At 70.6% G+C, this 12,945-nt stretch carries 14 protein-coding genes and 1 tRNA gene; 8 read left to right on the top strand and 7 right to left on the bottom strand.

Annotated features, from left to right (window positions below; all coding sequences use genetic code 11):
- Window positions 1–17 precede the first annotated feature (17 nt).
- Genes E0H26_RS05700 through E0H26_RS05690 form a run of 3 tightly spaced genes read right to left on the bottom strand, consistent with a single transcriptional unit; the run spans window position 18 to window position 1,175 of the window.
- Window positions 18–479 carry a RidA family protein gene (locus tag E0H26_RS05700; protein ID WP_131301614.1) on the bottom strand — a complete coding sequence of 154 codons (462 nt, stop codon included), beginning with the start codon at window positions 477–479 and terminating at the stop codon, window positions 18–20.
- 37 nt (window positions 480–516) lie between these two features.
- Entirely contained in the window at window positions 517–672 is a 156-nt protein-coding gene (locus tag E0H26_RS05695; protein ID WP_013736319.1) for a Sp36 family protein, read from the bottom strand.
- A 44-nt stretch (window positions 673–716) separates the two neighbouring features.
- A complete protein-coding gene (locus E0H26_RS05690; protein WP_131301611.1) occupies window positions 717–1,175 on the bottom strand; it encodes a hypothetical protein in 459 nt (152 codons plus the stop codon).
- A 327-nt stretch (window positions 1,176–1,502) separates the two neighbouring features.
- On the opposite strand from E0H26_RS05690, the gene E0H26_RS05685 reads away from it, so the two are divergent.
- The 3 genes from E0H26_RS05685 to bagB are packed head-to-tail and all read left to right on the top strand — an operon-like array spanning window position 1,503 to window position 4,294.
- On the top strand, window positions 1,503–2,084 hold the full coding sequence (locus E0H26_RS05685; protein WP_131301608.1) for an Rv0361 family membrane protein: 582 nt from the start codon (window positions 1,503–1,505) through the stop codon (window positions 2,082–2,084).
- A gap of 26 nt (window positions 2,085–2,110) precedes the next feature.
- On the top strand, window positions 2,111–3,088 hold the full coding sequence (gene bagA, locus E0H26_RS05680; RefSeq protein ID WP_131301605.1) for an ATPase BagA: 978 nt from the start codon (window positions 2,111–2,113) through the stop codon (window positions 3,086–3,088).
- A gap of 54 nt (window positions 3,089–3,142) precedes the next feature.
- On the top strand, window positions 3,143–4,294 hold the full coding sequence (bagB, locus tag E0H26_RS05675) for an ArsA family ATPase (protein WP_206024899.1): 1,152 nt from the start codon (window positions 3,143–3,145) through the stop codon (window positions 4,292–4,294).
- Between the two features lie 9 nt (window positions 4,295–4,303).
- Here the strand turns inward: bagB and E0H26_RS05670 are convergent, their stop codons facing one another.
- Window positions 4,304–4,624: a WhiB family transcriptional regulator gene (locus E0H26_RS05670; protein ID WP_131301599.1), complete on the bottom strand. Its 321-nt coding sequence runs from the start codon at window positions 4,622–4,624 to the stop codon at window positions 4,304–4,306.
- A 403-nt stretch (window positions 4,625–5,027) separates the two neighbouring features.
- Here E0H26_RS05670 and E0H26_RS05665 point away from each other — a divergent pair, with 403 nt between their 5' ends.
- Window positions 5,028–7,499, top strand: a complete 2,472-nt coding sequence (locus E0H26_RS05665; RefSeq protein WP_131301596.1) for a penicillin-binding protein — start codon at window positions 5,028–5,030, stop codon at window positions 7,497–7,499.
- Between the two features lie 186 nt (window positions 7,500–7,685).
- Here the strand turns inward: E0H26_RS05665 and E0H26_RS05660 are convergent, their stop codons facing one another.
- Complete coding sequence (locus E0H26_RS05660) at window positions 7,686–8,141, bottom strand: GatB/YqeY domain-containing protein (RefSeq protein ID WP_131301593.1); 456 nt, start codon at window positions 8,139–8,141, stop codon at window positions 7,686–7,688.
- Between the two features lie 25 nt (window positions 8,142–8,166).
- On the opposite strand from E0H26_RS05660, the gene E0H26_RS05655 reads away from it, so the two are divergent.
- The 3 genes from E0H26_RS05655 to E0H26_RS05645 all read left to right on the top strand — a co-directional run bounded on the left by E0H26_RS05655 (window position 8,167) and on the right by E0H26_RS05645 (window position 9,671).
- Window positions 8,167–9,060, top strand: a complete 894-nt coding sequence (locus E0H26_RS05655; protein ID WP_131301589.1) for a metallophosphoesterase — start codon at window positions 8,167–8,169, stop codon at window positions 9,058–9,060.
- Between the two features lie 59 nt (window positions 9,061–9,119).
- A tRNA-Pro gene (locus E0H26_RS05650) sits at window positions 9,120–9,196 on the top strand.
- Window positions 9,197–9,338: 142 nt separating this feature from the next.
- Window positions 9,339–9,671, top strand: coding sequence for a hypothetical protein (locus tag E0H26_RS05645; protein ID WP_131301586.1), 333 nt, complete (start codon window positions 9,339–9,341; stop codon window positions 9,669–9,671).
- A 61-nt stretch (window positions 9,672–9,732) separates the two neighbouring features.
- On the opposite strand, the gene E0H26_RS05640 is transcribed toward E0H26_RS05645, so the two are convergent.
- Both E0H26_RS05640 and E0H26_RS05635 read right to left on the bottom strand, forming a co-directional pair.
- Window positions 9,733–10,191, bottom strand: a complete 459-nt coding sequence (locus E0H26_RS05640; protein ID WP_240742027.1) for a lamin tail domain-containing protein — start codon at window positions 10,189–10,191, stop codon at window positions 9,733–9,735.
- A gap of 341 nt (window positions 10,192–10,532) precedes the next feature.
- Complete coding sequence (locus E0H26_RS05635) at window positions 10,533–11,312, bottom strand: phosphodiesterase (protein WP_131301583.1); 780 nt, start codon at window positions 11,310–11,312, stop codon at window positions 10,533–10,535.
- Between the two features lie 189 nt (window positions 11,313–11,501).
- On the opposite strand from E0H26_RS05635, the gene E0H26_RS05630 reads away from it, so the two are divergent.
- The gene (locus tag E0H26_RS05630) at window positions 11,502–12,920 is read left to right on the top strand and encodes a sensor domain-containing diguanylate cyclase (RefSeq protein WP_131301580.1); all 1,419 of its coding nucleotides are present in this window, start codon (window positions 11,502–11,504) and stop codon (window positions 12,918–12,920) included.
- The last annotated feature ends 25 nt before the right edge of the window (window positions 12,921–12,945 follow it).

Genomic DNA, 12,945 nt, shown 5'->3' with positions numbered 1-12,945 from the left:
CGGGGAGTTCGTGGGGGTCAGGAGACCTCGATGATGAGTTCGACCTCAACGGGGGCGTCGAGGGGGAGTTCGGCGACGCCTACCGCGCTGCGGGCGTGGCGGCCGGCTTCGCCGAAGACGGCGCCGAGCAGGTCCGAGGCGCCGTTGATGACGGCGGGCTGGCCGGTGAAGCCGGGTGCGCTCGCGACGAAGCCGGTCAACTTGACGATCTTGACGACGTTCTCCAGCCCGACCAGCGCGTCGGCCGCGGCGAGTGCGTTGAGGGCGCACCGCTGGGCCAGTTGCTTGGCCTGTTCGGCGGAGACGCCGGCGCCGACCTTGCCGGTGGCCAGCAGCTTGCCCTCGGCCATCGGCAACTGCCCGGAGACGTACACGTGCTGGCCGGACTGCACCGCCGGCACATAGCTGGCCACCGGCGGAACCACCTCCGGCAGCTCCAGTCCGAGTTCCGCCAGCTTGGCGTGGGGGCCGTTACTCATGCCGGCGCTCCCATGCTGAGTACGACGATTCGCCCACTCATGCCTTCGGCCGCTTCAGGTACGCGACGAGCTGCTCCGGGTTCGGCCCCGGTACGACGGAGACAAGTTCCCAACCGTCCTCGCCCCAGTTGTCGAGAATCTGCTTGGTCGCGTGGACCAGCAGCGGGACGGTGGCGTATTCCCACTTCTGCATCGGTGGAAAGCTCCCTCAGTGGCATGGACACTTCGGGGCACAGCCTACGGTCCGCCAGCCGGTTCGGATGCGGGACGCTGCTCTGGTGCGGTCGGCAGTTCCCCGCAGGGCCCCCGATGGTCGTAGGGCTGGGGGCAGCGGGTGCGGTCGGGCAGCAGCAGGTCGCAGAAGACCCGGTGCCGGTTGTTCTGGTCGTCGGCGGTCGACACCTCGGTCTCACCGGCGTCCAACTCGGGCAGGAAGTTCAGCGAGGTGGCCACCTGACCGGCCAGGGTGGTCGCGGCGGCCAGATCGGTCACCCGAATGGGCAGGTGGATCACGTACCCGGGGCTCTCCTCGTCCCGCCCGCCGGCCGATTCCAGGCTGCCGACCGGGTCGGCGGGACGCCGGTACGACCGCTCGTTGACCGGCAGCCGGCCGGAGGAACCGGCCCCGGCCGTCCGGCTGACCCCGCGTACCCCCGCCGGGAACTGTGCTCGGGGGGTGTTTTCCGTGTCGCGCATGCGCTGCCTCCGGGCGTCGTACCTGGTCACGGCGCCGCCCGCCGGTCCGGAGCCCTTGCGCCCGACCCGGCCCCGGACGTGCCGGAGCGACCGTAGGACGGCCCGCTGGTCCCATCAACAGGACGCGCGTGTCCGATGGCCTTCGGTCACATTTGCGACACCCGACCAGCGGGAAGCCGATCGCACCGCTCGTGTGAGAGACACCAGGTCCTCCGCACCCGGTCCGTGGACCGCTACCCTTCCGGTCTGGACGGGCGGCCTGCCCGGCCGCCCGATCCCACCGCTCGCCAGCAGTACGCGGCGACGCGCCCACACCGGGGGGACGCGATGACCCAGCCACCCGCCAGCGGCCCGACCGGCCCCACGGACCTGCCGCCGGCCCAGTCCGGCCCGGCCGCCATGGGCTCGTCCGTCCCGCCGTCCCCGCCCGGTTACCCGCCGTACTCCTCGCCGGCCGGCAGGCCGCCCCGCAAGCGCGGTGCCCTGGTGGCCACGCTCGCGCTGGGGGTCGTGTTGCTGCTCTGCGCCGGTGGTGGCGTGACCGCGTTCCTGACGTTGCGCAACACCGAGTCCGGCGAGGGCGCGCCGGAGCCGTCGGTGGCGGTGGACGAGTTCCTCACCGCCGTCTACCAGGAGCGGGACGCGGCGAAGGCGGCCAGCATGGTGTGCACCGCCGCCCGGGACCAGCAGAAGATTCGCGCCAAGGTCGCCGAGGTCGAGGCGTACATGTCGGCCCACCAGAGCCCCAGGTTCCGCTGGGACACCCCGAAGGTGGACAACGAGACCGGCGACCGGGCCACGGTCACCACCACGGTGACGGTGACCACCGCCGACGAGAAGATCGCTAACCAGGATCTCCGCTTCACCGTGATCCGCAAGGCCGGCTGGTGGGTCTGCGAGGTGGCCTGAGCTCGCCGGATGGATAGGCTCGACAGGTGGGAGCAACGCAGCGCCCGGCCGACCGGGCCGGCACCGATTGGCCCGCTCGCCTGCACGTGGTGACCGGCAAGGGCGGCACGGGCAAGACCAGCGTGGCCGCCGCGCTGGCGCTGGGCCTGGCCGCCGGTGGGCGTCGCACGCTGCTGGTCGAGGTGGAGGGGCGCCAGGGCATCGCGCAGCTGTTCGACACCGAGCCGCTGCCGTACGCCGAGCGTCACCTGGCCGAGGCACCCGGCGGCGGCGAGGTGTACGCGCTGGCGGTGGACGCCGAAGAGGCGCTGCTGGAATACCTCGACATGTTCTACAAGCTCGGCGCGGCCGGGCGGGCGCTCCGCAAACTCGGCGCGATCGACTTCGCCACCACCATCGCCCCCGGGCTGCGTGACGTGCTGCTCACCGGCAAGCTCAAGGAGGCCACCACCCGCACGGTCGACCAGCGGCGGGTGTACGACGCGGTGGTGCTGGACGCCCCGCCCACCGGTCGGATCGGCCGTTTTCTGAACGTGACCGCCGAGACCGCGCGGCTGGCGAAGGTCGGCCCGATCAAGACCCAGAGCGAGGGGGTCGCCGCGCTGCTGCGCTCACCGATGACGGCCGTGCACGTGGTGACCCTGCTCGAAGAGATGCCGGTACAGGAGACGGTCGACGCGATCGACGAACTGACCTCGCTGGGCTTCGGGGTGGGTCGGGTGATCGTCAACGGCGCCCGGCCGCCGCTGCCGGCCGGCCGGATGGTCACCGAGGCGGAGTTGACCCGCGGGCTGCGCGCCGCCGGGCTGCCGGTCGAACGTGGGATCGTCGCCGGACTGCACGGCGAGGCGCGCGACCAGCTGATCCGCCGGGAGTTGGAGGACTCGCTCCGCGGCGACCTGGCGGAGCTGGGCGTACCGCTGATGGAGTTGCCGCTGCTGCCCGGCGGGGTGGACCGGGCCGCCCTGGACGCCCTCGCCACGGCGCTGGTGCCCGGCGATTGACTCACACCTTGACGTCGGCCTGACGCGCGGGCGGGGTTGGCCCGATACGCTCGATTGGTGCCTTCCGACAACGCCACGCCGCCGCTGGACGTCGACCAGATCCTGGCCGACCCGGGCGTACGGATCGTGGTCTGCTGCGGGGCGGGCGGGGTGGGCAAGACCACCACGGCCGCGGCGCTCGCGCTGCGCGCGGCCGAACAGCACGGCCGCCGGACGGTGGTGCTCACCATCGACCCGGCCCGCCGGCTGGCCCAGTCGCTCGGCCTGACCGAGCTGGACAACACCCCCCGGCAGGTCAAGGGGATCGACGTCGAGGCCAGCGGCGGCGAGTTGCACGCCATGATGCTGGACATGAAGCGCACCTTCGACGACGTGGTGCTCGCGCACACCGACCCGGCGAAGGCGGCGGAGATCTTTGCGAACCCCTTCTACCAGGCGATGAGTTCCACCTTCTCCGGCACGCAGGAATACATGGCCATGGAGAAGCTGGGTCAGCTGCACGCCCGGGGCGAGTGGGATCTGATCGTGGTGGACACGCCACCGTCCCGTTCGGCGCTGGACTTCCTCGACGCACCGGCCCGGCTGTCCCGCTTCCTCGACGGGCGGATGCTGCGCCTGCTGCTCGCTCCGGCGCGCACCGGGGGCCGCAGCATGTTCAGCCTCGTCACGGCGTCCTTCGGGATGTTCTCCCGGGTGGTGCAGAAGGTGCTCGGCGCGCAGTTGCTGACGGACCTGTCCGGCTTCGTCGCCGCGCTCGACTCGATGTTCGGTGGCTTTCGGCAGCGCGCGGAGCAGACGTACCGCATCCTGCAGGCGGGGGAGACGGCGTTCGTGCTGGTCGCGGCGCCCGAGCCGGACGCGGTGCGGGAGGCCGCCTACTTCGCCGGGCGGCTGCGTCAGGAGAAGATGCCGCTGGTGGGCCTGGTGCTCAACCGGGTACACCGTCCGGCGGTGCCGGAGTTGGGCGCCCAGGAGAGTCGGGCCGCCGCTGAGCGGCTGCGGTCGGCCGGCGGCCACGAGGGCACCGTCGAGGTGCTGCTCGCGCACGCCGCCCTGGCCGAGCAGTCGGTACGCGAGCAGCAGGTGGCCGCCCGGTTCACCGACGAGTTCCCGCAGGTCCCGACCGTGTCGGTGACGGCGCAGCCCGCCGACGTGCACGACGTCGACGGGCTACGGACGATCGCAGCGGCGATCAGCCGCTCCTGACCGCGCCGGTCAACCGCTGGTGGCGACCAAGATCTTGTCCTTGCCGCTCTTGTCCTTGGCGTTCTTCTTCATCGCCGCCTCGAACATCTTGCGCCAGCTGGTGACCTGCGGGTGGCGGCGCAGCAGCGCCCGGCGTTCACGTTCGGTCATGCCGCCCCACACGCCGAACTCGATCCGGTTGTCCAGCGCATCGGCCAGGCACTCGTACCGAACTGGGCAGCTCCGGCAGATCCGCTTCGCCACGTTCTGTTCGGCGCCCTGTACGAACAACGCGTCCGGGTCCCCGTTCTGACACGCCGCCAGCGACGGCCAGTCAGTGATCATGCCCATCTGTACACGTCCCCCCTTGCAGTACTACCGACGCCGTCGCGGGCCAGCCGGCATTCCCCCCGGTCGTCCGGCGCGCCTTACCCCAAGGCGGCACGGACGACTCATGTGGCGCTGTCGCCGCCCTCATCATGCTCTGTAGTTGCCCGATTACGCAACGTTGTCGGCTAAATCCATCATTTCGGACACTCCCGGCTTCTCGGGCTCGGGACCGCCGCTTACCCCACCGGAGTCCGCGAAAACGCTGCGAGCCGCCCCCGCGTGGAGGAAACTCGGCATGGAATCACGCAACCGGACACCCGGTGCCACGCGTCTAGCACAACGAGGCCGGCGCACGCAGGAAATGGGGAAAAGACGCCCCAGCGCCCCTCGTTACCTGTTCGCGTACCCTGTCGAGGTGACCTGGATGCGGAAACGTGACCATAACGTCCTGACCAACGCCGCATCGCTGCTCATCTGTGGGCTGTTGGCCGGCGTGGTCGTCGCCGCTGCGGCCTTTCCCGCGGTGGCGATGTCGGGCCTGGCCGCGAAGGCCGGCGCGGACACCTTCGGCGCGCTGCCGAAGGAATTGACCCTGGCCCGCGCGCCCCAGATCAGTTATCTACTTGCCTCCGACGGCAAGACACCACTGGCCACCATGTACGACGAGAACCGGCGGGAAGTGAAGTTCGCTGACATCTCGCCCCACATGGTGGCGGCGATCATCGCCGCCGAAGACCACGACTTCTACAAGCACAACGGCGTCGACCTCAACGGCGTGGCCCGAGCGTTCGTCAACAACAGCTCCGCCGCCAGAGACCGGCAGGGCGCCTCGACGCTGACCATGCAGTACGTCCGGATGGGCATCGCCTACTCGGCCACCCACCCCGCCGACGTGCTCGCCGCGACCGAGGACACCAGCGCCCGCAAGCTGCGCGAGATGCGCTACGCGATCCAGCTGGACAAGGAGCTCTCCAAGGACGAGATCCTGGAGCGCTACCTCAACCTCGCCGCCTTCGGCAACGGCGCGTACGGCGTCTTCGCCGCCAGCCAGGTCTACTTCAACAAGAAGCCCAAGGACCTGAAGATCGAAGAGGCCGCCATGCTGGCCGGCCTGGTCAAGGCGCCGACCTCGTTCGACCCGACCACCACCAGCGGCTACCCGCAGGCGGTCACCCGGCGCGACTACGTGATCGACCACATGGTCACCACCGGTGCGATCACCAAGGAGCAGGCCGAGGCGGCCAAGGCCGTCAAGCTGGTGGTCAAGGGCAAGCGGGCACCGAACGGCTGCGTCGCCACCAACAAGAACGCCTGGGGCTTCTTCTGCGACTACTTCTACCGCTGGTGGATGGCGCAGGAGACGTTCGGCTCCACCTCGTACGACCGGGAGCGGCGGCTCAAGAGCGGCGGCTACACGATCGTCACCACGCTGGACAAGCAGGCCCAGGACGGCGCCGACAAGGCGGTCCGCGACGCCAAGCCGGTGACCGCCAAGGAAGCCGTGATGCTCGCCATGATCGAGCCCGGCACCGGTCGGGTACGCGCGCTGTCCGTCAACCGGAACTTCAAGCTCGACAATCCGAACAATCCGAAGAACCGGCCGCACAGCGACCCGGTCCAGCGCAACCGTGGCAAGCTCGGCAACTATCCGAACACGGTGAACCCGCTACTGACCGGCGGCGACGGCATCACCGGCTACCAGGCCGGCTCGGTGTTCAAGATCTACACCATCGTGGCCGCGCTGGAAAAGGGCATCCCGCTCAGCTACACCATCAACGCGCCGCAGCAGTTCAAGTCCGAGTACCGGATCGAACTTGGCGGCGACGCCGCCTGCCCGGGCACCCACTTCTACTGCCCGATGAACTCCAACCGGCAGCCCGGCGGCGTGAAGGACATGTGGAGCGCCTTCTCCGCCTCGACCAACACCTACTTCGTACCGCTGCAACAGCAGGTCGGCGCGGAGAACGTGGTCGACGTGGCGAAGCGGCTGGGCATCCAGTTCCGGGTCAGCAAGGAAAACGCCTGGGCCAACAACAAGGAGGCCGCGAACCAGTGGGGCTCGTTCACCCTGGGCGTCACGGACACCACGCCGCTGGAGCTGGCCAACTCGTACGCCACGCTGGCCGCCGACGGCAAGTACTGCGAGCCGATCCCGGTGCAGTCGATCCGCGACCTGGACGGCAACAAGCTGGACGTGGCAAACCCGCGGTGTGAGAAGCGGATCAGCACCGAAGTGGCCCGCGCGGCCGTCGACGCCGCCCGCTGCCCGGTCGGTGACAACTCCTCCATGAGCAAGTGCGGCGGCACCCGTACGGCCGCGGAGGGGCGCGGCATCGTCGGCAAGCCGATCGCCGGCAAGTCCGGCACCACCGACGCGGAGAAGTCCGCCTCCCTGGTCGCGATGACCAAGCAGTACGCGGTGGCCGGCATCCTGGCCGACCCGGACTGGCCGCAGACCAACGTGAAGATGAAGCACAAGACTTCCGACGGCATCAACCCGCCGGTCTTCCAGGCCCTCAAGGCCGCCATGGACGGCAAGAAGTCGATCAACTTCGACCCACCGGGCCAGAAGATCGCCCTGGGTGACCAACGCACCATTCCCGGGGTCCGGTGCCTGGACATCGACCGGGCGAAGTCCCGCATCTCCGGTGCCGGCTTCAGCCCCGTCGTCTCCAGCAACCGGGTCGCCTCGGACTGCCCGGCCGGCACCGCCGCCGGCACCAGCCCGGACGGCCGCACCATCAAGGGCGGCATCGTGACGATCATGGTGAGCGCCGGCGGTGGCGGCGGAAACGACGACAACGACGGCGGCGGTAACGGCAACGGCAACGGTCGGCCCGGTAACGGTCCGTCCGGTCCGCCCAGCCGACCGCCAGACGACCGGCCCGGGGGCTGATCGATAAGCGCAACACGCCGATGGGCGGGTACCTCCGTACGGGGAGGTACCCGCCCATCGGCGTGTAAGGAAGGGCACCCTGTTAACGCCTGCGGTAGAGGAAGGGCCCCTTGTTAACGTGATTCCGCGATCGTGACCAGCCCCGACCACCGGCACCGGTAAGCAATCGCCGGGCGCCGGCAGGCGTCAGAGGCCGAGCTGCCTGCGTACCTCGGTGGCGACCCGGCCGCCCTCGGCCCGGCCGGCCACCGCGGCCTGCGCCGCCTTCATCGCCGGGCCCATCTGGGCCTTGCCGGTGAAGCCGCCCGCGGCGAGCGCCCCCGCGACCAACTCGGTCAGCTCCGCGTCGGAGAGCTGCTGCGGCAGGTAGCGCTCCAGCACCTCACCCTCGGCGGTCTCCTTGGCGGCCTGCTCGGTACGCCCCGCGTCGGCGAAGGCGGTCGCGGCCTCCCGGCGCTTCTTGGCCTCCTTGGTCAGCACGGCCAGCACCTCGTCTTCGCTGAGCTCGCGCTTGGCCTTACCGGCGACCTCGGCCGTGCCGACGGCGGCCAGGGCCATCCGCAGGGTGGAGGTGGTCAACTCGTCGCGGGCCTTCAGTGCGGCCCGCATGTCGGCGGTGAGGCGGTCCTTCAGCGTGCTCATGGACGCCCAAACTACCCTGATCGGCATGCGAAAGCGCACACTATTCCGGCTCGCGACCGCCACCGTCGCGACGGGCGCCGCCGCCCTGGCGTACGCGTCGCTCGTCGAGCGCAACATGTTCACCCTCCGGCGCTTCGACGTCCCGGTGCTGCCGGCCGGCACCGAACCGCTGCGCGTCCTGCACCTGTCCGACCTGCACATGACCCCCAACCAGGTACGCAAGCAGCACTGGGTGGCTTCGCTGGCCGCTCTCGACCCCGACCTGGTCGTGGTGACCGGGGACAACATGGCCCACCCGGAGGCGGTGCCGGGCGTCCTGCGGGCGCTGCAACCGTTGCTCGACTATCCGGGCGCCTTCGTCTTCGGCTCCAACGACTACACCGGCCCGGTGTGGAAGAGCCCGTTCAGCTACTTCCTGCCCGATCGGGAGTACACCGAGGGCCTCGAGTTGCCGTACGAGGAACTGCGGGACGTCTTCGTCGGCGCCGGCTGGGCGGATCTGAACAACCGGCGGACCACCGTCAAGGCCGGCGGTCGGGCGATCGACATGGCCGGCGTCGACGACCCGCACATCGAACGGGACGACTACGGCGTGGTGGCCGGCCCGATCTCCGCCTCGGCGGATCTCTCCATCGCCCTGACCCACTCCCCCGAGCCGGTGCTGCTCGACGAGATGGCCGCCGACGGTTTCGGGCTGCTGCTCGCCGGCCACACGCACGGCGGCCAGGTGTGCGTACCGGGGGTGGGGGCGCTGGTGACCAACTGCGGCCTGCCCCGCTCGATGGCGAAGGGGCTGCACCGCTGGCCCGGCTCCGATTCCTGGCTGCACGTCTCCGCCGGCCTCGGCACCCACCCGACCGCGCCGGTCCGCTTCGCCTGCCGCCCGGAGGCCAGCCTGCTCACCCTGATCCCCCGCTGACGCCAGGGGTACCGAGTTTGACCACCGGGACGGGTGGGCTACTATTTGTCGGCACGCCTCGGGGTGTGGCGCAGCTTGGTAGCGCGCTTCGTTCGGGACGAAGAGGTCGTCGGTTCGAATCCGGCCACCCCGACCAGAGGTAACAGCGATCAGGGCTGGTTCTCCACCACGGAGACCAGCCCTGATCGCATTCTGGCTGCCCGTCGACGTCTCCGCAGGGCGACGTCACTCGTGACCTGGACAGGCACGCGGGCAGCCGGCGAGGTAACCTAGCGCGGATGCGGATCATCGGATTTGTGGCCGCTTTAGCCGTCGTGGTGACCGCCGTCCTGCTGGTCTCCATGACTATGACGGCCCGTGTCCGGCGCCGACGCCACGCGCTGGAGGCGTCCGCCCGTTGGGCGGTGCGCCACTACGCCATCCCCGGTCGCGGGCACACCGTCGTCGGGGTCGCGCTGACCGACGCGGAGGGCCGAGTGCGCGGTGAGCACGTGGTCGCGCGCATCCCCGACGACGCCCAGGACTGGCAGCGCGACTTCGTCGCGGCTCGGCAGGAGGCCGAGGAACGGGCCTTCCACCTCAACATCGACCGCCCACCGATCGAGAGCTGAGCGGCCCCGGCCGACGAGCCGGCCGGTGCCGGCCACGGTGTGCGGCCGGCACCGGCGAAGCTCAGCAGTTGGTGTAGCCCTTGCCCTTCTTGGTCCAGGCGCACTTGTCGATCTGCTTGCCACTGGCGTTACGCAGGTAGGCCGTGTCGCCGGTGTTGTTCCAGACATAGTTGCCCGAGCCCCAGTACCGGGTGCTGGCGGTGTTCTTGCCCTTGCCGGTACGAATGATGACGCTCTTGCCCTTGGCAAGCTTGAAGTCGCCGCTGAACTTGTAGACGTGGTTGGCCTTGTCGCGCAGCGTCCAGTTCTTCAGGTTGATGGTGCGGGAGCGCCGGTTGGTCAGCTTCACGTACTCGGCGTTCAGGCTGGCGTTCGAGCGATTGTCCACGCCCGGCGAGTCGTAGTACACCTTCGTGATCTCGATCGCCGGAGTGGCGGCCTGCGCCGGGGCGGCGGCGGCCAGCGAACCGCCCACCGCCACGGTGAGCGCGGTCATGAGCCCGAGGAGCCTTTTCGTCATGTGTCTACCCCCACTGAGAGCGCCGAAATCGACGCGGTTGCGCCACGCCGACTGCGCGTGACCGGAGCGAGGTTAACGACGTGACGCGGCAACGTGAACACTCGCGCACGCCGTGCCACCGAATAAGGCCGAGCAGCCGCCATTCGACACCCGGCCGGGTCGAATCGATCGGCCAGATTGGATTCTCCGAATCGGCCCGGTGCGGAATTGTTCAACCGAAGGGCGGCCCGACCGCTACTCTTTCGACGCCCACTGTGGACGTTCGGTGACGGATCACCATCGAGACGGCGGGCGTCGTTTCCGTACGCTTCGCGCCACCCCGCCGGGCACCGGTCGACCGGTCAATAGCCGCACGTCATGCCGGCGGTGTGACTGACCTGCACGGTGTGCGTGACACATCCGCGCTCACTCACCCGATGCAGCAGCAGGGCGGTCGGCTCGGCGACCCAGCCGATCTGTTCGTCGCCGCTCATGGTCAGCGTGGCCTGCCGCCAGGTGCTCGGTGCGACGGTGAGCACCGTGCCGGCGAAGGCGGTGGTCACCGGCCGGTGCAGGTGCCCTGCGGCGACGCGTACCACGTGGGGATGCCGCAGGAGCACCTCGGCGAGGGCGTCACCGTCGGCGAGTCGGATCTCGTCGGCCGCCGGGATGCCGACCTCGACCGGCGGGTGGTGCAGGCAGACGACGGCCGGCACGTCGGGCCGTGCGGCGAGCACGCCGTCGAGCCAACCGAGTTGCTCGGCGCCGAGTCGACCACCGTCCGACCCCGGGACCAGGGAGTCGAGCACCGCCAGGGTCACCCCCGGATGGTCCACCTGGTAGTACGCCGAGAAGCCACCGCCCAGCCAGGGCGTACCGCCGAAGGCGTCCAGCAGTGACTCCCGGTCGTCGTGGTTGCCGGTGGCCAGGTGCACCGGCAGCGGGAAACGGCCGATCACCTCGCGCAGCACGGCGTACTCGTCGGGGCGGCCATGGTCGGCGAGGTCGCCGGTGATCACCACACAGTCGGGCCGAGGGTTCAGCGCCAGCACCCGGCCGAGGGCACGGTGCAGCCCGGTGGCCGGCTCCGCGCCGAGCGCGCCAGTGGTGAGGTGCGGATCGCTGAGGTGAGCGATGAGCATGGGAACCTCCACTCGACCGGAACCCCCACGCTATCGCCGCCGCCACCCCTCGCGGGGGTGCACAGGCTGCGTCCACAGCCTGTGGATAGCACATGTGTACGAGCAGAACTGCCACCCACAAACCATGAGTACGCTTGATCGGCGACCCGGCACCGGCCGGGACCGTACCCGACCTGGAACGACGTACGAGTGGATCACCAGCAAGTCATCCGTGACGTCACGGTCCGCCTGCCCCTGGCGCCGACCGTCGCCGAGGTCTGCCAGGCGACCGTCGACGCGCTGGCCCGCTACACGCCCGCCACCATCGCCGTCCTGCTGCACGTCAACGGCCGGCTCCGCTGCGTCGCCGCCACCGGCTCCTGGCAGGTCTTCGCCACCGTGGCCCCGGCCGCCGGGATCGTCGGCCGGGTCTTCACCGGCGGCGAACCGGCCGTCGTCCCGAACGTCACCACCGACCCCGACCACATCCCGGTACGCCCCGACGTCACCGCCGAGGTATGCGTGCCGGTGTTCGATCCGGCGGGCCGCCCGATCGGCGTACTCGACCTGCAATGGACCGGCCCGGCCGAGCTCGCCGCCTGGCGGGCGACCGCCGAGCGGGTCGCCGGTCGCCTCGGCGCCCGGATCGTGGCGCTCGGCGGGCCGGCGGAGAGCCGCAGCGAGAAGCTGCTCCGCCATGCCGCCGCGATGGCCGCCGCCACCACCGAGTGGGATCTGCTGGCCGCCGCGATCAGGGCCGCCCGGGACGTGTCGGCCCTGCACGCGGCGGTGCTGGTGCTCGCCGGCCGCACCGGTCCACGACTCGGCGATCCGACCGCGACGCCCGGCGAGTTGGAGACGCGGATGCGTGCCGAGCTGACGGAGGCGGGCCCGCAGGCACTACGGCGCATCGTCGACCGGGCCCACCGGTACGGCGCCGGCCACACCCTCGGCGAACCTGGCCACCCACCGACGGAGGAACACGAGCCACTGGTGCGGGCCGGGGTACGCACGCTGGTGGCGGTACCGGTCGGCCCGGCCGACGGCGGCGGGGTGCTGCTGGTCGCCGACGAGCGGCTGCTGCGTCCGGATCCCCGGACGGTCAACCTGATGGAACTACTCGCCGGCCAGGCGTGGAGCTGCCTGGACCGGCTGCGCACCCTGGATCGGCTCCGCGAGCAGGCCAGCTCCGACCCGCTCACCGGGCTGCGGCACACCGGCCCGTTCGGGCGGCGGATCGCCACCGCCACCCCCGGCCGTACCGCCCTGCTGGCGATCGACGTGGACGGTTTCAAAATCGTCAACGACACCTACGGCCACCAGGCCGGCGACCGGGTGCTGGTCGGTCTGGCCCGGGCTCTGGAGGGCGCCCTGCGCCAGGGCGACGAGTTGTACCGCATCGGTGGCGACGAGTTCGTCGCGGTGATCGAGGTGAGCCGCCCCGAGGAGGCCGTCCGGGTCGCCGAGCGGCTCACCGAGGCCGCCCGCCGGATCGGCCGTACGATCAGCGTCGGCGTCGCCCTACCCCGCCCCGGCGAGTCCCCCGAGCTGACCCTCCGCCGCGCCGACCAGGCCCTCTACGCCGTCAAACGCCAGGGCCGCGACGGCGTCCACCTCTCCGCCGCCTAACCCCACCCACGGGGGCGCGCGAGGT

Source organism: Micromonospora zingiberis, assembly GCF_004331455.1.
Classification (GTDB): domain Bacteria; phylum Actinomycetota; class Actinomycetes; order Mycobacteriales; family Micromonosporaceae; genus Micromonospora; species Micromonospora zingiberis.
Note: the sequence above shows the minus strand (reverse complement) of the source record. Positions and strands in the feature narration are given on the sequence as shown.